The 20,932-nt window shown below is 56.4% G+C and carries 17 protein-coding genes; 6 read left to right on the forward strand and 11 right to left on the reverse strand.

The window, feature by feature from the left end:
• Positions 1 to 40 precede the first annotated feature (40 nt).
• Positions 41 to 1,246 carry an MFS transporter gene (locus M8013_RS10645; RefSeq protein ID WP_271267772.1) on the reverse strand — a complete coding sequence of 402 codons (1,206 nt, stop codon included), beginning with the start codon at positions 1,244 to 1,246 and terminating at the stop codon, positions 41 to 43.
• Positions 1,247 to 1,409: 163 nt separating this feature from the next.
• On the opposite strand from M8013_RS10645, the gene ushA reads away from it, so the two are divergent.
• Complete coding sequence (gene ushA / locus M8013_RS10650) at positions 1,410 to 3,062, forward strand: bifunctional UDP-sugar hydrolase/5'-nucleotidase UshA (protein WP_271267773.1); 1,653 nt, start codon at positions 1,410 to 1,412, stop codon at positions 3,060 to 3,062.
• A gap of 266 nt (positions 3,063 to 3,328) precedes the next feature.
• Here the strand turns inward: ushA and ybaK are convergent, their stop codons facing one another.
• The 3 genes from ybaK to copA all read right to left on the reverse strand — a co-directional run bounded on the left by ybaK (position 3,329) and on the right by copA (position 7,382).
• Positions 3,329 to 3,808: a Cys-tRNA(Pro)/Cys-tRNA(Cys) deacylase YbaK gene (gene ybaK, locus M8013_RS10655; protein WP_271267774.1), complete on the reverse strand. Its 480-nt coding sequence runs from the start codon at positions 3,806 to 3,808 to the stop codon at positions 3,329 to 3,331.
• 199 nt (positions 3,809 to 4,007) lie between these two features.
• Positions 4,008 to 4,802 carry a TraB/GumN family protein gene (locus M8013_RS10660; RefSeq protein ID WP_271267775.1) on the reverse strand — a complete coding sequence of 265 codons (795 nt, stop codon included), beginning with the start codon at positions 4,800 to 4,802 and terminating at the stop codon, positions 4,008 to 4,010.
• A gap of 78 nt (positions 4,803 to 4,880) precedes the next feature.
• Positions 4,881 to 7,382 carry a copper-exporting P-type ATPase CopA gene (gene copA, locus M8013_RS10665; protein WP_271267776.1) on the reverse strand — a complete coding sequence of 834 codons (2,502 nt, stop codon included), beginning with the start codon at positions 7,380 to 7,382 and terminating at the stop codon, positions 4,881 to 4,883.
• Between the two features lie 106 nt (positions 7,383 to 7,488).
• Between copA and cueR the strand changes: the two genes are divergently transcribed.
• On the forward strand, positions 7,489 to 7,899 hold the full coding sequence (gene cueR / locus M8013_RS10670) for a Cu(I)-responsive transcriptional regulator (protein WP_271267777.1): 411 nt from the start codon (positions 7,489 to 7,491) through the stop codon (positions 7,897 to 7,899).
• On the opposite strand, the gene M8013_RS10675 is transcribed toward cueR, so the two are convergent.
• The 7 genes from M8013_RS10675 to tesA form a co-directional block, all read right to left on the reverse strand.
• Positions 7,896 to 8,348 (reverse strand): NfeD family protein, encoded by a 453-nt coding sequence (locus tag M8013_RS10675; protein WP_271267778.1) that lies wholly within the window; start codon positions 8,346 to 8,348, stop codon positions 7,896 to 7,898. The genes cueR and M8013_RS10675 overlap by 4 nt on opposite strands.
• Entirely contained in the window at positions 8,345 to 9,259 is a 915-nt protein-coding gene (locus tag M8013_RS10680; RefSeq protein ID WP_271267779.1) for an SPFH domain-containing protein, read from the reverse strand. Before M8013_RS10680 ends, M8013_RS10675 begins: the two co-directional genes overlap by 4 nt.
• 178 nt (positions 9,260 to 9,437) lie before the next feature.
• The gene (locus M8013_RS10685; RefSeq protein ID WP_271267780.1) at positions 9,438 to 10,292 is read right to left on the reverse strand and encodes a hypothetical protein; all 855 of its coding nucleotides are present in this window, start codon (positions 10,290 to 10,292) and stop codon (positions 9,438 to 9,440) included.
• A 371-nt stretch (positions 10,293 to 10,663) separates the two neighbouring features.
• Positions 10,664 to 12,487 (reverse strand): hypothetical protein, encoded by a 1,824-nt coding sequence (locus tag M8013_RS10690; protein WP_271267781.1) that lies wholly within the window; start codon positions 12,485 to 12,487, stop codon positions 10,664 to 10,666.
• A gap of 597 nt (positions 12,488 to 13,084) precedes the next feature.
• Entirely contained in the window at positions 13,085 to 13,939 is an 855-nt protein-coding gene (locus M8013_RS10695; RefSeq protein ID WP_271267782.1) for a co-chaperone YbbN, read from the reverse strand.
• 58 nt (positions 13,940 to 13,997) lie between these two features.
• Positions 13,998 to 14,807, reverse strand: coding sequence for an SDR family oxidoreductase (locus M8013_RS10700; protein ID WP_271267783.1), 810 nt, complete (start codon positions 14,805 to 14,807; stop codon positions 13,998 to 14,000).
• Positions 14,797 to 15,420, reverse strand: a complete 624-nt coding sequence (gene tesA / locus M8013_RS10705; protein WP_271267784.1) for a multifunctional acyl-CoA thioesterase I/protease I/lysophospholipase L1 — start codon at positions 15,418 to 15,420, stop codon at positions 14,797 to 14,799. The genes M8013_RS10700 and tesA overlap by 11 nt, the downstream gene beginning before the upstream one ends.
• Here tesA and ybbA point away from each other — a divergent pair.
• The 4 genes from ybbA (at position 15,391) to M8013_RS10725 (ending at position 20,886) form a co-directional block, all read left to right on the forward strand.
• Entirely contained in the window at positions 15,391 to 16,077 is a 687-nt protein-coding gene (gene ybbA / locus M8013_RS10710; RefSeq protein WP_271267785.1) for a putative ABC transporter ATP-binding protein YbbA, read from the forward strand. The genes tesA and ybbA overlap by 30 nt on opposite strands.
• A complete protein-coding gene (ybbP, locus tag M8013_RS10715) occupies positions 16,074 to 18,488 on the forward strand; it encodes a putative ABC transporter permease subunit YbbP (protein ID WP_271267786.1) in 2,415 nt (804 codons plus the stop codon). Before ybbA ends, ybbP begins: the two co-directional genes overlap by 4 nt.
• A 184-nt stretch (positions 18,489 to 18,672) precedes the next feature.
• Entirely contained in the window at positions 18,673 to 19,818 is a 1,146-nt protein-coding gene (locus M8013_RS10720; RefSeq protein WP_271267787.1) for a porin, read from the forward strand.
• 234 nt (positions 19,819 to 20,052) lie between these two features.
• Positions 20,053 to 20,886: a MetQ/NlpA family ABC transporter substrate-binding protein gene (locus M8013_RS10725; RefSeq protein ID WP_271267788.1), complete on the forward strand. Its 834-nt coding sequence runs from the start codon at positions 20,053 to 20,055 to the stop codon at positions 20,884 to 20,886.
• Positions 20,887 to 20,932: the final 46 nt, after the last annotated feature.

Below are 20,932 nucleotides of genomic sequence, written 5' to 3' on the forward strand. Positions count from 1 at the left end.
GAAAGGCTGCGGCCAAAGTCAGACTTTGGCCGCGGATAAATCAGGCTTTATGCCGGTTATCAGGCAGGAATATGGTCAACATCCCCAGAAGTGGCAGGAAAGCGCAGATTTTGTAGACCAAAAAGATACTGGTATGGTCCGCAACCAGCCCTAACACCGCAGCTCCCAGCCCACCCATGCCGAAGGCGAAACCGAAAAACAGCCCGGAAACCATGCCGATACGCCCCGGTAACAGCTCCTGGGCGTACACCAGGATGGCAGAAAACGCCGACGCGAGGATAAAACCAATGATCACGGTTAAAACCCCCGTCCACCATAGGGTTGCATAGGGTAAAAGCAGCGTGAAGGGCGCTACACCGAGGATAGAGCCCCAAATTACATATTTACGCCCAATCTTATCGCCCAAAGGCCCGCCAATAAACGTCCCGGCGGCAACGGCAAACAGGAACGCAAACAGATGAAACTGGGCATTTTGTACCGATAATCCGAATTTTTCCATCAGATAAAAGGTGTAATAGCTGCTGATGCTCGCCATATAGAAGTATTTGGAGAAAATGAGCATTAACAGGATGCTAACGGCCAAGATCACCTTGTTGCGCGGCAGCGGATTGATAACCGGGGCCTGGGGTTTGCCTTTATTCACCCGGTGCTGCGCGGCATACCAGCGGCTGATTTGCGCCAGCACCACAATCGCCAGCAGTGCAGCCAGTACAAACCAGGCGACGTTACCTTTGCCGTACGGGGCGATAACCACCGCCGCCAGCAGCGGACCGAGGGAACTGCCGAAGTTACCGCCCACCTGGAACAGGGATTGCGCCAGCCCGTGACGGCCGCCGGACGCCATTCTCGCCACGCGGGACGATTCCGGGTGGAAGACAGATGAACCGGTACCGACCAGCGCCGCCGCCACCAGCACCCCTTCAAAGCTTCCCGCCATCGCCAGAAGGATCAGCCCGCTGAGGGTAAAACACATGCCAATCGGGAGTGACCACGGCATCGGATATTTATCCGTCCAGTAGCCGACCACCGGCTGAAGTAATGACGACGCCAGCTGGAAAGTGAGGGTGATCATGCCGATCTGTACAAAGGTCAGTGAGAATTCTGACTGCAGCAGCGGGTAGATCGCCAGAATCAGCGACTGGATCATATCGTTAAGCAGATGCGAAAGACTGATCGCGCCGAGAATACCAAATGAGGTGCGCGACTTCGCAGCCGACACCGGGGGAGTAGATTCACTGATTGCCATAAATACCACGTTAATTGTTATTGGAAGTGCAGGGTGTAATTATTATCCGACTAACATACCTGTCCCCGAGATTTGAGGAAAGTCGCAATTCTGAAAAGATATTTGTCTATTCTGGTTACTCATTGTAATTTTTGCGTTTGTCGATGAGTCAGGGAGAGAAGAGATGAAGTTAATGAAGCGAGGCGTTGCGCTGGCAATAATAGCGGCCTGTGGGCTGCTCAGCCTGCCGGCACAAGCCTGGGAACAAGATAAAACCTATAACATCACCATTTTGCATACTAACGATCATCACGGTCACTTCTGGCGCAGCGAGTACGGCGAGTATGGCCTCTCGGCGCAGAAAACGCTGGTGGACGGGATCCGTAAAGAGGTTGCAGCAAAAGGCGGCAGCGTGCTGTTACTTTCCGGAGGCGATATTAATACCGGCGTCCCGGAGTCCGATCTGCAGGATGCCGAACCCGATTTTCGCGGCATGAACCTGATTGGCTACGATGCGATGGCCGTCGGTAACCATGAGTTTGATAATCCGCTGACCGTATTACGCCAGCAGGAAAAGTGGGCCAAATTCCCGTTCCTTTCCGCCAATATTTACCAGAAAAGCACGGGCGAACGCTTATTTAAGCCGTGGGCCATTTTTAAACGACAGGATATTAAAATTGCAGTGGTGGGGCTGACCACCGATGACACAGCCAAAATCGGCAACCCGGAATATTTTACCGATATCGAATTCCGCAAACCGGCCGATGAAGCGAAGCTGGTGATTCAGGAATTGCAGCAGAATGAAAAGCCGGATGTGATCATCGCCACCACCCATATGGGCCATTACGATAATGGCGACCATGGTTCGAACGCGCCTGGCGATGTCGAGATGGCTCGCAGTCTGCCAGCGGGTGCGCTGGCAATGATTGTGGGCGGTCACTCACAGGATCCGGTGTGCATGGCGTCGGAAAATAAAAAGCAGGCGGATTACGTGCCGGGCACCCCTTGCGCACCGGACAAGCAGAACGGGATCTGGATTGTGCAGGCGCATGAGTGGGGCAAATACGTCGGCCGCGCCGATTTCGAATTCCGTAACGGCGAAATGAAGCTGGTGAATTACCAGCTGATCCCAGTCAACCTGAAGAAGAAAGTGACCTACGACAACGGGCAGAGTGAGCGCGTGCTCTATACCCCGGAAATCGCCGAGAACCCGCAGATGCTGTCCCTGCTGTCGCCGTTCCAGAATAAAGGCAAAGCGCAGCTGGATGTGAAGATTGGCACGCTGACCGGCAGGCTGGAAGGCGATCGCAGTAAAGTGCGCTTTGTGCAGACCAATATGGGCCACCTGCTGCTGGCCGCACAAATGGCGCGTACGAATGCTGATTTTGCGGTGATGAGTGGCGGCGGGATCCGCGACTCCATCGAGGGCGGGGATATTACCTATAAAGATGTGCTGAAGGTACAACCGTTCGGCAACGTGGTGGTGTATGCCGACATGAGCGGCAAAGAGGTGAGTGATTACCTGACGGCGGTCGCGAAGATGAAACCGGATTCTGGTGCCTATCCGCAGTTTGCCAACGTCAGCTTCGTGGCAAAAGAGGGCGTCCTCAACGACCTGAAAATCAAAGGGGAACCGGTTGATCCGGCCAAAACTTACCGCATGGCGACCTTAAGCTTTAACGCCACCGGCGGGGATGGTTATCCGCATCTGGATGACAAACCGGGCTATGTTAATACCGGCTTTATCGATGCCGAAGTGCTGAAGCAATACGTCCAGCAGAACTCTCCGCTGGATGTTAATGCGTATGAGCCGAAAGGTGAAGTGAGCTGGCAGTAACCTTTGTTAGTGCCGGGTGGCGGCTACAGGGTTGTGTGACCTGTTGCCCTCACCCTTTCCCACCGGGCTGAGGGAACCCTACAAAAAAATGGGCACGGTCGGCTCCCTCTCCATCCAGGGAGAGGGATGGGGTGAGGAGGAGCATGCGGCTTCGGTGGGGGTTCCGTTCACTTTATGTTCCTTGCTTCTCTGGAATGACCGAACCGGTGAACGTGCCATGGCGGCTCAATCGCCGCCGCCCTGGCAACCCGGGCTCCGGTAATGCCTTACTCCCGGCGCGCAATATCCGCAAACTGCGCGTCCAACATTTTGGCCAGATCGCTGGCCGCCAGTTCAATATCCAGCCCGCGCTTGCCACCCGAAATAAAAATAGTGTCAAAGGTCTGAGAGGGCGCATCAATCAGCGTCGGCAGGCGCTTTTTCTGCCCCAGCGGACTGATACCGCCGACCAGATAGCCCGTTGTGCGTTGCGCCACCATCGGGTCGGCCATATCCACTTTTTTCGCGCCCAGCGCTTTCGCCACTTTCTTCAAATCCAGTTGACCGGCCACCGGCGTCACCGCCACGGCGAGGTGTTTCATGTCACCATTCACCGCAACCAGCAGCGTTTTATAAACCTGATCGGCATTCAGCCCTAACTTGCGCACCACTTCATCACCAAAATTCGTTTCGCTGGGATCGTGGTCGTAGGTGTGGATCCGGAAAGAAATCTTGTTTTTTTCGAGTAATTTAACGGCGGGAGTCATCGCAATCCTTCTTCGCACAGACAATAAACGCCCTAAGCATACGCCTGTGGAGTGGCTAAAAAATAGCACCATCTTGCGCAATAGTGTTGGCAGTGATGGTCACTTTGAGCGACAATCGGCTCAACCGGGGGTCTCCTCCGGCATAATAACAACGATGAAATTCCTCTTTGACGGGCCAATAGAAATATTGGCCGCTTTTTTATCTCAGCAACGACGGCAAGTTCCCCTCACCGTACAAATGCAGCGCCCCCACAGCCACCACGTAGCGACCCGCTGGCAGCGCGTGCAGCTTTGAACACCACGCCTGATTGCGCTCGTGCATTAAGACGTCATACAGTGATTCGCTGAACGTGGCCGGCAGCGCCAGCGTGTCGACGCTGGGCGGCGCTTCCAGCCACCAGCTCACCATCGTTTGCAGCAGACGCGCGTTGGTATGCCAGTGGGTCAGCGTATCTTCCAGCAGCAATAATCCATCGTTTGGCATCTGGCGCAGCAAATCAATCTGGCTGTCAGCCCCTTCCAGCTCGATAACCGGCAACTGCTGCGCACGTGCGGCGTTCAGTAGCTGATAATCGATCCCATAATCACCGCGCAACCCCAGACGCTGCGCCTGGGTGGCCTGTAGCACCATCGCGATTTGCCACAGCGGCTGGCTCTCCAGCATCGAGATCGATAATCCCAGCTCGTCGGCAACCCGCTCCAGTTCAGCCAGCTGCGCCGGATTAAGACGCTCATTCAGAGGGGGGGGGATCGCAAGGCCCGCGAAAGGCGATTCATCGCCGGAGATATCCGCCTCGACGATCAGCGCATCAGCCCCGTGCAGCCGGGTGATAAGACCTGGCGGCAGAGGAGACATATCCCGCGTACCCATATGGATACTGCCCACCAGATGCAGATGCTGCCCGCCAGGCAGGGAGATATCCATTCCCGGCCAGGCGTAGCGGCGGGGAAAAAGGGCGCGAAACGCTATTTTTAGACGATGAAACAAACTCATACGCGCTCCGTGAAAGGAAAAATTCATGCTAGCGCGTGGGGGGGCAGGGTGCAAGACGTCCTTGTCTGCAGTGAAACGTCAGGCTTTAGGCTTAAAGCGCAGCAGTCGGTTGGCATTGCTCACGACGGTTATCGAGGAGAGCGCCATCGCGGCACCTGCCACCACCGGGTTCAGCAGCGTGCCGGTCAGCGGCCATAAGATCCCGGCGGCAATCGGAATGCCAATCGCGTTATAAATAAAAGCCCCCAGCAGGTTCTGCTTCATGTTACTCAGGGTCGCTTTGGCGATCGCCAGCGCGTCGGCAACCCCCGTCAGGCTGTGGCGCATCAGGGTAATCGCCGCCGTCTCGATAGCGACATCGCTGCCGCCGCCCATGGCAATCCCCACTTCCGCCTGCGCCAGCGCCGGGGCATCGTTGATGCCATCTCCGATCATCGCCACCCGACGTCCTTCGCCTTGCAACTTAATAATGGCCTCCGCTTTGCCGTCCGGCAGCACGCCCGCAATCACCTCATCAATGCCGGCTTCTTTCGCGATGGCCTGCGCGGTGATGGCGTTATCACCGGTCAACATCACCAGACGATAGCCCGCACGGTGCAGACGTTGCAGCGCGGCCACGCTGTCAGACCGTAGCGGATCGCGAATGGCGAACAGCGCGGCAGCCTGGCCGTCAACGGCCAGCAATACCGGTGTAGCGCCCTGCAAGGCGTAAGTGTGCAGTTGCTCATCCAGCATACGGGTATCAATACCCTGTTCAGCCAGCAGCGCCTGATTGCCCAGCAGCAGGCGGTGATTATCAACCTCGCCGCTGACGCCCAGGCCACGCAGGGTACGGAAGTTATTCAGCAGGGGTAGAGCGGCTGTCCCCGCTTTCTGCAGAATCGCCTGTGCTAAAGGATGGCTGGAGCCTTGCTCGAGTGAGGCCGCCAGACGTAAAGCGTCGGCTTCGCTGAGGTTGCCCAGGGTATTGACGGCAACCACCTGCGGCTTACCTTCGGTCAGCGTCCCTGTTTTATCAAACACCAGCGTATCCAGGGTGCTGGCATGCTGCAGCGCATCGGCATCACGCACCAGTACCCCGAATTCGGCGGCACGACCCACGCCCGATATAATCGACATCGGCGTCGCCAGCCCGAGTGCACAAGGACAGGCGATGATCAGCACCGTGGTGGCAATCACCAGGGTGTAAACAATCTGCGGTGCAGGGCCAAAGAAGTACCAGATCGCGGCACTGAACAGCGCAATGCCTACCACTACCGGTACGAAGACGGCGGAAATTCTATCGGCCAGTTTGCCAATTTCCGGCTTACTGCTTTGCGCCTGGCGTACCATACGAATAATACGTGACAGCGTGGTTTGGCTGCCGACAGCACTGGCGCGAAACAGCACGCTGCCATCCTGCACCACGGTTCCGGCGTGAACGCTCTCTGCGACACTTTTCTGCTGTGGCACCGGTTCACCGGTGAGCATGGCTTCGTCAAACCAGGCTTCACCCTGGGTAATCTCACCATCGACCGGGACACGATCGCCGGTGGTCAGGCGCAGGATCATACCGGCCTCGACCTCGGCCAGCGGGACGTTTTGCTCGCCATTTTCGGTGACCACCCGCGCAGTTGGCGGGGTTAAATCGAGCAAACGTTCCAGCGCTTTCGAGGAGCGCTGGCGCGCCCGTGCTTCCAGCATATGGCCTAAATTAATCAGGCCGATAATCATCGCGCTGGCTTCATAATAGAGATGCCGCGCTTCCATCGGGAACCACTGCGGCCAGAGGTTGACGCTCATCGAATAGAGCCAGGCGGCTCCGGTGCCCAGCGCCACCAGCGTGTCCATGGTGGCGGTGCGGTTTTTCAGGCTCTTCAACGCGCTGGTATAAAAATGCCCGCCGGCGAAGACCATCACCCCGAGCGTGATAACACCGATAATCAGCCACAAGGTGCGGTTTTCGTCGGTGACCATCATGTTGTCGCCGATCATTCCCCACACCATCACCGGGATCCCGACCAGCAGCGCCACAATGGCCTGCCAGCGGTAGCGTTTCATGGTGGCGATAGCGGTCTCATGCTGGCGCTCACGGCGTTTGATATCATCCTCAATCGCCTCTGCGCCGTAGCCCGCTTTTTCAATCGCCAGCACTAAATCAGCGGCGGAGGCGCTGCCCATCACCAGCGCAGTGCGCTCCGCCAGATTGACCCGCGCCTGTGCGACGCCCGGTACAGCCTGCAAGGCATTCTGCACCCGGGTGACACAACTGGCGCAGCTCATGCCATTGATCAACAGCTGTTGGCTGTCATCAATATCGTGAGCTGCCGGAAGCTCAGTGGGATCCGCTGTCAGTGCTTCCGACGGGAATGTTGATGCTGTCAGCGGATCAGCCTTTGGGTGGCTTAACTCCGCCCCGTAACCGGCCTGTTTGATGGTATCGATCAGGGCATCGGCGGTGGCGCTGCCGGTGATAGCCGCATGATCAAGGGTTACTTCTGCATGTTCGACGTCCGGGCGTTGCTCCAGACTCTCTTTGACGCGTTTGACGCAGTGGCCGCAGGTCAGGCCGTCGAGCGTCAGATCTATACTGTGAGACATACGAAAACTCCTTAAAATATCCGGCCAGATATTGACCGTAGGAACACTTTCATCTAACTGTTATAAAGGTTAAACCTTCCATCAAGGGGAAGGTCAAGGGGGAAAAGTGAATATCAGTGATGTTGCCAAAAAAACCGGGCTCACCAGCAAAGCGATTCGTTTTTATGAAGAGAAGGGGCTGGTGACACCCCCGCTGCGCAGTGAGAATGGCTACCGGAGCTACACGCAAAAGCACCTTGATGAACTCACGCTACTGCGTCAGGCCCGTCAGGTGGGGTTTAATCTGGATGAGTGCGGCGATCTGGTGGATCTGTTTAACGATCCCGCTCGCCACAGTGCGGATGTCAAAAGCCGAACCCTGGAGAAGGTGGCCGAAATCGAGCGCCATATTGTGGAGTTACAGGCGATGCGCGATCGGCTGCTGGCACTCGCCGAGAGCTGTCCGGGGGATGACAGCGCCGATTGTCCGATTATCGACCATCTGTCCGGCTGCTGTCATCGCAAGCATGAGGTTTAGCAGGCCTTAAGGCGAAGGGTGATCCCTTCAACCGACACCACTTCTACTTTGGTTCCGGCGTTGAGATCGTCGTCGGCAACAACGGGCCACGAGCTGTCACCCACCCGCATATGGCCGCGGCCGTTCACCAGATTAGTGTCCAGCGTAAACCGCATCCCGACAAGCTGCTGCCCACGTTGATTAAGCCGGGCATCGGCGGGCTTTTGCGCCCGCACCTGTCGTGAGAGCCAGCGCCACCAGAGCCATGCGGCAATCAGGGTCAGCACGGCAAACATCGCCCCCTGCCACGCCCAGTCGAGCGGCAGCAGCCAGACCAGCAGCCCGGTGGCGACCGCCGCCACGCCGCTCCACAGCAAATAGCCGTTGCCGCCGAGCATCTCTGCCGCCAGCAATATTCCGCCAAGGCTCAGCCAGAAAATGTGCGGATGTGCTGCAATTATCTCGATCATAGTTTGCGCTCGTTGCCGCTGCTTTTAATCAGCTCAGAGATCCCACCGATCGCGCCCATCAGGCTGCTGGCGTCCAGCGGCATCATCACCACTTTGCTGTTGTCCGCCGAGCCGATTTTCTGCAGCGCTTCGGTGTATTTCTGCGCCACAAAGTAGTTAATCGCCTGGATATCCCCTGCGGCAATGGCCTGTGAAACCATTTTGGTGGCTTCTGCTTCCGCTTCTGCCGAACGTTCGCGGGCCTCAGCCTGTAAAAATGCCGACTGACGTTCCCCTTCGGCTTTCAGGATCTGGGACTGTTTCTCCCCTTCGGCTTTCAGGATAGCGGCCTGGCGTATCCCTTCTGCCTCCAGAATATAGGCGCGTTTAGTACGCTCGGCCTTCATCTGCGCATTCATTGACGAGATCAGTTCTGCTGGCGGGCGCACGTCGCGGATTTCAATGCGGGTGACCTTAATGCCCCACGGATTGGTGGCTTCATCGACGATATGCAGCAGGCGGGTATTGATGCTGTCGCGCTGGGAGAGCATTTCATCCAGCTCCATGGAGCCCAGCACGGTACGAATATTGGTCATGGTTAAATTCAGAATCGCTTGCTCAAGGTTGCTCACCTCGTAGGCGGCTTTCGGCGCGTCAATGACCTGAATAAAGCACACTGCATCGATGGTGACGTTGGCGTTATCCCTGGAGATAACCTCCTGGGAAGGAATATCGAGCACCTGTTCCATCATGTTGATCTTGCGGCCAATACGGTCCATAAACGGCACGACAATACTCAGACCGGGCTGCAGCGTGTTGGTGTAGCGGCCAAAACGTTCAACGGTCCACTGATAACCCTGCGGGACAATTTTGACCCCGGCGGCAACAATCACCAGGGCGACGAAGATCAGTACCGGGATAATGATGAGCATTGAAAAACCTCCTGTTTTGCATTCCATGTGGCGATAAAGATTGCGCGTTTGTTGTCCATAAGTATATCGACAAACAGCGCAACATTCGCGCCGAATCAACGGCGCGGGCGGCGCTTGAACGTAAAAAAGCCCCGCTAAAATTAGCAGGGCGACACGATTTTTTGCGGGTTACGGTAGGTCAGGCGTTGTGATGGGTATAGGTAAAATCGGTGATGTATTGCTCGCCGGCTTCATTTATCGCCCGTGACAGGCCAGCGTAATAGGCTTCCAGACCGATGGCTTCAATCTGCTGCAGCTGCTCGCGCACCGGGGCGCAGAACAGACCGGCATTACCGGCTTCGACGCGCTTATTGTTCGGCGGCAGATCGCCGGTAATGGCTTTGAACCAGGTGCGAAGTCCCTGTTTGAGGTTGTTTGGCGCTTTAGACAGATTATCGATCCCCGTCAGTACCTGTAGGGTAGGGAAATGGTCAGCCACAACGGCACTTTTCAGGCGATCAAAGAACTGGTTGAACAGCTCAAAGGATCCCAGATCGATGATTTTGGGTTTGGTGGTTTTGCCGTTTTTGTTGCCGATCTTGCTGGCGGCAGGGGCACTGGAGGGCACGATGCCCGTCTTATGCAAGTCTAATCCGAACAGCAGATTGCAATGCGCGCGGCGCTCTTTCAGCGGGTAAGACATCAACACGTCAATAAACGTCGTCGCCATCACATCCGACAGATTATGGTTGATCAGCCACTGGGTGCGGGAAAAGTCTGCCGGAGAGACAAACCACTCCGGGACTTCGTCGAAGCGCTTCGATTTTCCTTTGCTATCGAATTCAATGAAATGGGCACCGTCATTAAAGGCAAACTTGCAATTTTTAAAGCTGATAATGGTGGTGTTCACAATCAGTGCTTTCTTCACAAAATCAACGACTTCAGGCCCCATGACAAAGCTGGTGATGGCCGATGAATTGATGACTTGCATTAACGTTTCTACATCAGGAACACCGGGTTTGAGGGAGGTGAACTCATAAAAAATGTGTGTCATGCCGCTTACTTCCTATAGTTATTAGCGTGCCATTTCAACCGCGAAAAAGTTTAACATTTCTCACCTGATGAGGCCATTAGCTACGCGTACCGGAATTTTGAGCGGATCACATTCTTGAAGATAAAGATTACTTTTAACGGGTTACCCGTCAACAACAGTGGACATGCTAAAGACTGTATTGTTCAGCGTTAAGTCAGGCTAACTGTTTTAAAGCTATAAACATTAATAAGACTTAACAAACCTTTGCTGGCGGGATAAAAAAGCCGCCCTAAATGTAGTGCACCTCTCTGGAATTGCCCGGTGGCGGCTAGCGCCTTACCGGGCCTACGTAATGTTCTGATATCGCGGGTTTTTTACCTGTGGCAAAGGTATTAGAAATCGCCGGAAATACCTGCGCCAGCCATCCAGCCGTTGTCGAAGGAGCTTGAAGCCTGCATGTTGACGGCAACATGCGGTGTTACGCCTTTCTGCAGACCGGCAGCCAGAGCTGCACCATCACCGTTTGCCGTTCCCGTAGAAAGTGCCCAGGCGTTATCGGAATGATAATGCAGGCTGGACATCGCAGCCGCGTTGTTCAGCCCACGCTTGAGATCGTTGCGGGTATCATCGATATCTTTCGCATTACGCTCAATGGCCTGGCTGTTGCTGGTGATGCGTTGATTGTTGCTGTCGATACGTTGGCTGTTGCCCGCGATCTGCTGGCTGTTATTGTCGATACGCTGGCTATTTACCGAAATATGCTGGTCGTTGTTCTCGATGCGCTGGCTATTGTTAGCGATTCGTTGACCATTGGTATTCACCTGAGTCTGGTTGGTCTGATCAACATAATAGCTGTTCACTTCGCTGGTAGAGTTCACGATGTACGTGTTCCCCGTGGCTTGGCCGGAACGGGTTGTCTTTTTCGTAGGCGTTAAGGGTTGTGGATCGGAAACGCCTTTGGTGGCGGTCAGCGGAGCGGTAGTGGTGTTATCCACGGTTGTGGTATGGGTATCCACAGTTTGACCATTAACAACGACATCATCCGGCGTCCCCTTCACCAGCGTGGCAGGCGTAGTTTGCTCTGTGACGATCAGCACCGTCTTAGTGGGTTCAGGCTGAGGCGTAAGGATATCTTGCGCCACAGGTTCAATGCTCACGACAGGCGGAACGGTTTTGATCTCATAAGCCGGGGTGAGTTGAGCCGCAGGTAAAGGCGGCACATTCATCGGCTGCGGAATGTTATTTGCGGCGAGCTTCGGCGGCACGGACTGCACCGGCACTGGCGGCACATTCATCGGCTGCGGAATGTTATTTGCGGCGAGCTTTGGCGGCACGGACTGCACCGGCACTGGCGGCACATTCATCGGCTGCGGAATGTTATTTGCGGCGAGCTTTGGCGGCACGGACTGCACCGGCACTGGCGGCACGTTCATCGGCTGCGGAATGTTATTTGCAGCGAGCTTCGGCGGCACGGACTGCACTGGCACTGGCGGCACATTCATCGGCTGCGGAATGTTATTTGCGGCGAGCTTCGGCGGCACGGACTGCACCGGCACTGGCGGTACGTTCATCGGCTGCGGAGTGTTATTTGCGGCGAGCTTTGGCGGCACGGACTGCACCGGCACTGGCGGCACATTCATCGGCTGCGGAATGTTATTTGCGGCGAGCTTTGGCGGCACGGACTGCACCGGCACTGGCGGCACATTCATCGGCTGCGGAATGTTATTTACAGCGAGCTTCGGCGGCACGGACTGCACCGGCACTGGCGGCACGTTCATCGGCTGTGGAATAAGAGCAGGCTGCGCAACAGGGGGTTGATGCGGAGCCAGTACAGGCTGTGGCGCCTGCGGTGTCGGTGTCGCGACTGGAGTGATAGACCCATCTTTAAAGGCATTGCGCGCCGCCTGAAGCTGACCATTAGCAAAATGATCCTCGCTGCGGCGTTGAGCGATCAACGCGAATGCATCCTGATGCGCTTTGGCTGCGGCAGCGCCTTCATCTGAAAGTACCCCGTATTGATCTAAGGTCTTCATCATATCGGCAGAGGACTCACGCTCGGCGCGCAGTGACGCAGCGTAATTTTTGTGTGCGATTTGTTCGAATTCCGCAGCACCTTTAAGGTTTGCGACAGCCTGGTCGGCGCTGATCGCATAAACATTTGGCGCAACAATGCACATGGCAATGGCCGATGCGAGCAGTCTGACGGTGGTATTCATCTCTACATGTCCTGAGGTCAATTGATTGATCAACGATAAAATTGCAGAGCGGCAGACAAAATGAAGTCTCTGTCTCTCTGAGTGATGTAGGGGATGTAAGTGTCTTTTTGTTGTCTTTTGTGTAACTAGCATTTTTAGTTGTTACACTTTTAAATGGATTCTAAACAATAAATAGTTATTGGCAAGTCAATTGGTGATGGATTTTTAATAGTCTTTCATAAGTGATGTTTCGAACGAAATCACGATATATTTCGCTTACAGAGGTGTGTTAACTGAAGTGAGTGATTAGTCTTTTTTATACCGAGTTGTAAGTGAATAGATGTCTGAAAGCGCACTTTTGCTGAAATAAGCTGGATTTATTAGCGCTGCGTAATGGCGATGTTGGTTTTTTGTAATGTAATGACTAGACTTGCATAAGACTTTTATTTGTCTTTGTTGTCAGGGGTGACGATCGGCCAGTCGGGTAATAAGAACAGTTAATCTGTCCATAGACTGGAAAGGCGCTATCAGTATGTGTCGGAAGGGAAATGAAACAGAAAGGTTACAGCAGAAGGGTTGACCCGGTGAGCATTGCGCCACCGGGCTGGTGCCGTGGGATCAGTACAGCAGAGCGTAAAGCTTGCGGCGATAGGTTGAGGCCAGCGTATCGCCGGTACCGAGCGCCGCCAGGATTTCCTGGAACATCTTACGCGCCTGACCGTCAGCCGCCGCCAAATCCGTTTTCAGATGGCTGAACAGCAATTCCAGCGCCTCTTCGTTGCGACCTACCTGATGCAACTGCAGAGCCAGCTGGCTGGCTAACGCCGCGTCAGCAGGATTAGCAGCAACCTGCTGCTGCAACAGCTGAATTTCCGGCGTATCGGCGGCCTGCTTCAGCAGTTCAATTTGTGCCACCAGACCCTGATAACGGGTATCCTGATCCTGCATCGGGATGGTTTTCAGCACCCCTTCAGCCTCTTCAGAACGTTTCAGGGTAATCAGCGTTTCCGCCAGCAGTAAGCCAATCTGGCTGTCCTGTGCGGATAACTGCCAGGCGTCTTTCAGCAGCGGCAGGGCTTCCTCATGCTTGCCTTCCCCCATCAATGCCATCGCCTGCTGGGCTTTCAGCTCCTCTTCACGCGGCAGCACTTTGTCCAGCAGGGCGCGGATCGCCTCTTCTGGCTGCGGGCCCTGGAAGCCATCAACCGGCTGACCGTTCTGGAACAGATACACCGTTGGAATGGCGCGCAGGCCAAACTGGGAGGCGATCATCTGCTCGGCGTCGCAATCCAGTTTTGCCAGAATGAACTGACCGTTGTACTGCGCCGCAAGATTTTCCAGCACCGGCGTCAGCTCCAGACAGTGCTGACTACGCTCAGACCAGAAGTAGAACAGCACCGGTTTGATCATCGACTGTTCAAGCGTCTGCTGCAGGTTTGCTTCGGTAATGTTGACAATATTCTGTACGGACATGCGTCTTTTCTCTGTTATGAGTTTTCATTTACATGGGGGCGTGGCGCGTGGCTTCAACTCAGCCCTGTAAAATTTTGTCCATCATCCGGCCGGGCAGCAGGCGCTTAAGCAGGCCGACAGCATGGGTCACCAGGGTGACCGGATAACGCATTTTGGGTTTTTTGCTTTCAAAAGCATGGCGCACTTTGACGACGACCGCCTCCGGGCCGAGGGTAAAACGTGCGGCAATACCCGGATTCTCGACGGGCTTGTCGGTCTGAGTCTGGTTGACGTTATCGGTAAAGCGGGTGCGGATTGGGCCTGGCTCAATTAAACACACTTTGATCCCGCTGTGGCGTAACTCCATACGCAGCGCATCCGACCAGGCCTCCAGTGCATATTTGCTGGCGGCGTAAGCCCCGCGACCCGGGGTGGAAATCAGCCCCATCACCGAAGAGGTCATCACGATCCGCCCTTCACCGTGTGGCAACATGGCGGGCAGCAGGCGCATGGTCAGCTGATGAATGCCAAAAAAGTTGGCAGAAAACTGCTGCTCAAGTTGCGGGCGGGAAATGGTTTGCAGCGGGCCGTACACGCCAAAACCGGCATTGTTAAACAGGCCATACAGCCGATTACCGGTCAGGGCGATCACCTCGTCGGCGGCGCGCTCAATGCTGTCCGGGTTATCCAGATCCAGCAGCACGCCGGTAAATCCCATGCTGTTCATCCGTTCTACGTCGTCGGGTTTGCGGCAGGCGGCCAGCACCCAGAATCCCTGACGCTTCAATTCAAGGGCGCTTTCATAGCCAATCCCGCTGGAACATCCTGTTATTAAGACCGATTTTTGCATAACTTTACCTGTCACAATCTCCGCTGAATTACGACTCATGTTTAACTAAGGGTGCCAGCCGGGTCGCCATCCAGTCGGCGATAAACGGCTGTGCGTCCCGATTGGGGTGAATACCGTCGTCCTGCATCCACTGCGGCTTCAGGTAGACCTCTTCCATAAAAAAGGGCAGTAGCGGAATATCAAACTCTTTGGCAAGTTTGGGGTATATCGCACTGAAGGCTTCATTATAGCGACGGCCATAGTTTGCCGGCAGTCGAATTTGCATCAGCAGCGGCTGGGCGTTCGCGGCGCGAATATCCTGCAGAATTTTGCGCAGGGTTTGCTCCGTCTGCTGTGGCTGGAATCCGCGCAGGCCATCATTGCCGCCGAGTTCCACCAGCACCCAGCGTGGCTGATGCTGCTTAAGTAAAGCAGGCAGGCGAGAGAGCCCCTGCTGGGACGTATCGCCGCTGATGCTGCCATTGATCACCGGCGTTTTGGTCTGCCATTTATCGTTCAGCAGCGCGGGCCAGGCGGCACTGGCCGCCATCCGATAGCCTGCGCTCAGGCTGTCACCCAGAATTAATATCGTGTCTGCCGCCGCGGCGCGGCATGTCATCAGAATCAAAAAAAGGAAAGGCAAATGCCAGCGGAAAACATTGTTGAAGTTCATCGTCTTAAGAAGTCCGTGGGTCAGGGGGAGCACGAGCTTTCCATCCTTACCGGAGTTGAACTCATTGTCAAACGCGGGCAAAGCATCGCGCTGATTGGTGAGTCGGGCTCCGGCAAGTCAACGCTACTGGCGATCCTCGCGGGGCTGGATGACGGCAGCAGCGGTGAAGTCAACCTCGTCGGGCAGCCGCTGCACAGCCAGGATGAAGAGGCGCGTGCCGCCCTGCGCGCAAAGCACATCGGCTTTGTTTTCCAGTCATTTATGCTGATCCCGACCCTTAATGCGCTGGAGAACGTCGAGCTGCCGGGCCTGCTGCACGGCGAAAATACCACCCACAGTCGCGAGAGCGCAAAAGCGCTGCTGGAGCAACTGGGGCTCGGCAAACGTCTCGATCATCTTCCGGCGCAGCTTTCCGGCGGTGAGCAGCAGCGCGTGGCGCTGGCGCGCGCCTTTAACGGCCGCCCGGATGTGCTGTTTGCCGATGAACCGACCGGCAACCTCGATCGCCAGACCGGGGATAAAATTGCCGACCTGCTGTTCTCGCTCAATCGGGAAAACGGCACGACGCTGATCCTCGTCACTCACGATCCGCAACTGGCGGCTCGCTGCGATCGCCGTCTGCGGCTGGTGAACGGTCTGTTGCAGGAGGAAGCATGATTGCCCGCTGGTTCTGGCGCGAATGGCGCTCACCCTCACTGCTGATCGTCTGGCTGGCGTTGAGCCTGGCGGTGGCCTGTGTGCTGGCGCTCGGCAGCGTCAGCGATCGGATGGAAAAGGGGCTCAGCCAGCAAAGCCGCGAGTTTATGGCAGGAGACCGAACCCTGCGCAGCTCACGCGAGGTGCCGCAGGCGTGGCTGGATGAGGCGCAAAAGCAGGGTCTAAAAGTGAGCGAGCAGCTCAGCTTCCAGACCATGACCTTTGCCCGGGACACGCCGCAGCTGGCGAGCGTGAAGGCGGTGGACAATGTCTATCCGATGTATGGCGATCTCCAGACCCATCCGCCAGGCCTGAAACCGGCCCCGGGAACGGTGCTGCTGGCCTCGCGTCTGATGGCGCTGCTGAACCTGAAAACCGGCGACAGCATCGACGTCGGGGATGCCACACTGAAAATTGCCGGGGAAGTGGTGCAGGAGCCGGATTCCGGCTTTAACCCGTTCCAGATGGCACCGCGCCTGCTGATGAACACCGCCGACGTGGCGAAAACCGGGGCGGTACAGCCCGGCAGCCGCGTCACCTGGCGCTATAAGTTTGGCGGTACCCCCGTTCAGCTGGCGGCTTACGAAAAATGGCTGTTGCCGCAGCTGAAACCGGAGCATCGCTGGACCGGGCTCGAGCAAGAGGACGGCGCGCTGGGTAAATCGCTGGAGCGTTCCCAGCAGTTCCTGCTGCTCTCCGCGCTGCTGACCCTGCTGCTGGCAGTGGCGGCGGTGGCGGTGGCCATGAGCCACTACTGCCGCAGCCGCTACGATCTGGTGGCGATCCTCAAAACGCTGGGGGCGGGCAGGGCGCAGCTGCGCAAGCTGATTGTCGGCCAGTGGCTGATGGTGCTCGCACTCTCTGCCCTCACCGGCGGGGCGATGGGGCTGCTGTTTGAAAAGGTCCTGATGGTACTGCTTAAACCTGTGCTGCCAGCCGCGCTGCCGCCGGCCAGCCTGTGGCCGTGGGTGTGGGCGATTGGCGCAATGACGGTGATTTCCCTGCTGGTGGGGCTGCGTCCGTACCGCCTGCTGCTGGCGACTCAGCCGCTGCGGGTGCTGCGCCGGGACGTGGTAGCCAGCGTCTGGCCGCTGAAAGTGTACCTGCCGACTATCGTGGTGGTAGTGGTGGCGCTGCTTGCCTGGCTGATGGGCGGCAGCATGTTGCTGTGGGCGGTGCTGGCAGGTGCCGTGGTGCTGGCGTTGCTGTGCGGCGTACTGGGCTGGATGTTGCTCAGCGTGCTGCGCGGGTTAACGGTGAAATCACTCCCGGTGCGTCTGGCGGTGAACCGCCTGCTGCGCCAGCCGTGGTCGACCCTCAGCCAGCTGTCGGCATTTTCGCTGTCGTTTATGCTGCTGGCGCTGCTGCTGGTGCTGCGCGGCGATCTGCTGGATCGCTGGCAACAGCAACTCCCGGCAGAAAGCCCGAACTATTTTCTGATTAACATCGCCCCGGAGCAAGTCACGCCGTTAAAAGGGTTCCTCTCCGAGCATCAGATTGTGCCTGCGGCGTTCTACCCTATCGTGCGGGCGCGTCTGACCCAGATTAACGGTGAGTCGACCGAGGGCAATAAGGATGAATCGCTCAACCGCGAGCTAAACCTCACCTGGCAGGAGAAACAGCCGGATCACAACCCGATCACCGCGGGAAGCTGGCCGCCAAAAGCGGGCGAAGTGTCGATGGAAGAGGGGCTGGCAACGCGCCTTAACGTCGGGCTGGGCGATACGGTGACCTTTACCGGCGATACGCAGGATTTCAGCGCCAAAGTCACCAGCCTGCGTAAAGTGGACTGGGAGAGCCTACGACCTAACTTCTTCTTTATCTTCCCGTCCGGGGCGCTGGATGGTCAGCCTCAGAGCTGGCTGACCAGTTTCCGCTGGGAAAACGGCAACGGCATGCTCACCCAGCTGAACCGGGAGTTCCCGACCATCAGCCTGCTGGATATCGGGGCGATCCTCAAACAGGTTGGCCAGGTGCTAGAGCAGGTCAGTCGGGCGCTGGAGGTGATGGTGGTGCTGGTGACCCTTTGCGGCGTCCTGCTGCTGCTGGCCCAGGTGCAGGTGGGTATGCGCCAGCGCCATCAGGAGCTGGTGGTTTATCGCACCCTGGGCGCGGGCAAAAAGCTGCTGCGCACCACCCTGTGGAGTGAGTTTGCTCTGCTGGGGCTGGTGGCCGGACTGGTGGCCGCCATCGGGGCAGAAACCGCGCTGGCGGTGCTGCAAACCCGGGTGTTTGACTTCCCGTGGGAGCCTGACTGGCGGCTGTGGGTGATCCTGCCGCTGAGCGGGGCGCTGATGCTCTCCCTGTGCGGCGGCTGGCTGGGGGCGCGTTTACTGAAAGGCAAAGCCCTGTTCCGCCAGTTCGCGGGTTAATTTCCCTTCGTAATCATCACGCGCCGGTTTTTATACTGGCGCGTGATACTTAAGTAGCATAAAAAGATAACTCCTTGAATTTTAGTGGCACAAATCATTAAAAACGGGTCAACACGGGTCGATAAATTCCGGTTAACATTCACCAGCTAAATAAATAGCAGTGTGTGTCTATCAAGGAATAATAATGACCATAAATAAAACAGCGCTGGCGGTTGCGATCGGCGCGGCAGTGGCATTGACGTCTTTTGCATCCCAGGCAGAAATCACCGTCCTAAAACAAGATCCGCAGGCGGGTAACCCGCTGAGCCGTCTGAACTTCACCGTCGGCGGCAGTATTCGTCCTCAGTTCCAGAACATGACCGGCAATGACGGCAAAAACAGCTACAAGCGTAACGGCTTTGACGGTGGCACCCGCTTCCGTTTTGCAGCGGATTACTACCTGTTTGATGACATCAGCTGGGTGAGCTACTACGAGCTGGGTGTCAACATTCCGGCGCAGTTCAACTGGGATCATCACTATGCTGACGGCGCGCACGACACCTCCCGTCGTATGCTCTACACCGGTCTGAAAAGCGATACCTGGGGCACCCTGACTTTCGGCCAGCAGAACAGCGTCTATTACGACGTGGTGGGCGCGAAAACCGATATCTGGGATTACGACATGATCGGCCAGGCACCGGGTAACGGCATCAACGGCGACTACGACGGCTCTTACCGTTCACGCCAGATGCTGAAATACAAAAAAACCGTCGGTGATGCCGATCTGTATGCCTCTTACCTGTTCGAAGACAGCGAATTCCTGGCAAAAGACGGGATGCGCTACAAGCGTAAAGGCGGCGGCTCGTTGGGTGTGAACTACCACCTGACCGAGGACCTGACCTGGGGTACCGCGTGGAACTACACCCGCGCAGACATGCGTAACCCGAGCAACAACGACAGCAAATCCTACGATCAGAACATCCTCGGTACCGCTCTGAGCTGGAAACCCGACAACTGGACCTTCTCTGCAGGCGGCGGCTGGTATCAGAACTTTATGACCAGCAAAAAAGCGTCAGTAAATGACTACTTTGCCGGTGATGCGTGGGGTATCGAGTACTTCGCGGGCTACACCTTCCCGGTTGAACAGTATGCGCTGAAATCCGTCCAGCCTTACTTTATGGGCGATCGCATCGAGACCATGAACGGTCGCAACTACCAGCGCATCGACAACGGCGTGGGTATTAGCTTCCAGCTGGATTACGGTTTCCGTGTTGACTACGAGCACGTGTTCACCTCCAGCACCGACGATCTGGGCGACATGAACCTGGTCCGTCTGCGTTACGACTTCTAAGTCTGCGTTGTTTGTCCCCGGTGGTGCGTTGCTCACCGGGGCTACCCTCGACCCCGCCAGCAAAACATTGCCGAAAATCGCATAACCCATCTCCTGTACATTCAACGACATAATTCGCAACATCATGAAATAATTTCAAGGACGCGGCCTGTGATCTGTGTCATGTTAACGGCAACCGCGCCGCATCGTACGGCGCACCCACATCACGCATCACCGCTTTGAAATGGAGATCTCATGGGATTACGTCACACGCTTCGTGCTGCCGCCGGCGCGCTTTTGCTGGTCTGCGGCTTGCAAGCTGCCCAGGCTAACAGCGATCCACACACTATCGTCTTCGGCGTTGCGCCGGGCCCGTATGGCGACATGGTCAAGCAGGCTATTGCGCCGTCGCTGAAAGAGAAAGGTTACAAGGTAGTGGTGCGCGAATTCAGCGACTACGTGCAGCCCAATATGGCGCTGGCCAACGGCAGCATCGATGCCAACCTGTTCCAGCACTCACTCTATTTCAGCAAATTCACGGCCGATAAAGATCTGAAACTCACCAAATTGCTGGCGGTGCCGACGGCTGGGATGGGTTTCTACTCCCGCAAGGTGAAGAGTCTCGATGAGCTGAAAAAAGGCGATATCGTCACGCTGTCGAACGATCCGACCAACCTCGCGCGCGGCCTGCGTTTCCTCGCATCGCTGAAGCTGATCACCATCAAAGAGAATATCGATCCGACCAAAGCCTCGGAGCGCGACATTGCCAGCAACCCGAAAGGGCTGGTGTTCAAACCGCTGGAAGCGGCCCAGCTGCCACGCACGCTGGACAGCGTCACCGCCTCGCTGGTAAACGGCAACTTCGCCATTGCCGCCGGGCTGGATCTCTCCAGCGCCCTTGCCCAGGAACAGCTGGACGAAAACCTGAAAAATATCATTGCGGTACGCACGGAAGATGCGGACAAGCCGTTTGCCAAAGACATTGTGACGGTGGTGCAATCACCAGCCTATCGCGCGGTGATTGACGACCCGAAAAATGTCTATCAATCGTTCCAGAAACCAGACTGGATGACGGCCGCCAAACCCTGATCGCGCCGGGCAGACACCAGGGCAGCAGCGGCTGCCCTTTTCGCAT

Source organism: Silvania confinis, assembly GCF_025564085.1.
In the GTDB taxonomy this organism is placed as follows: Bacteria; Pseudomonadota; Gammaproteobacteria; order Enterobacterales; family Enterobacteriaceae; genus Enterobacter; species Enterobacter confinis.

Excerpts from the sequence above, each read along its gene's own strand:
- M8013_RS10725 (WP_271267788.1), top strand. The coding sequence starts at position 20,053 with ATGGGATTACGTCACACGCTTCGTGCTGCCGCCGGCGCGCTTTTGCTG.
- M8013_RS10700 (WP_271267783.1), bottom strand. The coding sequence starts at position 14,807 with ATGAGTCGTAATTCAGCGGAGATTGTGACAGGTAAAGTTATGCAAAAA.
- M8013_RS10690 (WP_271267781.1), bottom strand. The coding sequence starts at position 12,487 with ATGAATACCACCGTCAGACTGCTCGCATCGGCCATTGCCATGTGCATT.
- M8013_RS10685 (WP_271267780.1), bottom strand. The coding sequence starts at position 10,292 with ATGACACACATTTTTTATGAGTTCACCTCCCTCAAACCCGGTGTTCCT.
- M8013_RS10680 (WP_271267779.1), bottom strand. The coding sequence starts at position 9,259 with ATGCTCATCATTATCCCGGTACTGATCTTCGTCGCCCTGGTGATTGTT.
- M8013_RS10660 (WP_271267775.1), bottom strand. The coding sequence starts at position 4,802 with ATGAGTTTGTTTCATCGTCTAAAAATAGCGTTTCGCGCCCTTTTTCCC.
- M8013_RS10695 (WP_271267782.1), bottom strand. The coding sequence starts at position 13,939 with ATGTCCGTACAGAATATTGTCAACATTACCGAAGCAAACCTGCAGCAG.
- ybbA (WP_271267785.1), top strand. The coding sequence starts at position 15,391 with ATGCCAGCGGAAAACATTGTTGAAGTTCATCGTCTTAAGAAGTCCGTG.
- M8013_RS10720 (WP_271267787.1), top strand. The coding sequence starts at position 18,673 with ATGACCATAAATAAAACAGCGCTGGCGGTTGCGATCGGCGCGGCAGTG.
- M8013_RS10645 (WP_271267772.1), bottom strand. The coding sequence starts at position 1,246 with ATGGCAATCAGTGAATCTACTCCCCCGGTGTCGGCTGCGAAGTCGCGC.
- ybbP (WP_271267786.1), top strand. The coding sequence starts at position 16,074 with ATGATTGCCCGCTGGTTCTGGCGCGAATGGCGCTCACCCTCACTGCTG.
- tesA (WP_271267784.1), bottom strand. The coding sequence starts at position 15,420 with ATGAACTTCAACAATGTTTTCCGCTGGCATTTGCCTTTCCTTTTTTTG.
- M8013_RS10675 (WP_271267778.1), bottom strand. The coding sequence starts at position 8,348 with ATGATCGAGATAATTGCAGCACATCCGCACATTTTCTGGCTGAGCCTT.
- ushA (WP_271267773.1), top strand. The coding sequence starts at position 1,410 with ATGAAGTTAATGAAGCGAGGCGTTGCGCTGGCAATAATAGCGGCCTGT.
- copA (WP_271267776.1), bottom strand. The coding sequence starts at position 7,382 with ATGTCTCACAGTATAGATCTGACGCTCGACGGCCTGACCTGCGGCCAC.
- ybaK (WP_271267774.1), bottom strand. The coding sequence starts at position 3,808 with ATGACTCCCGCCGTTAAATTACTCGAAAAAAACAAGATTTCTTTCCGG.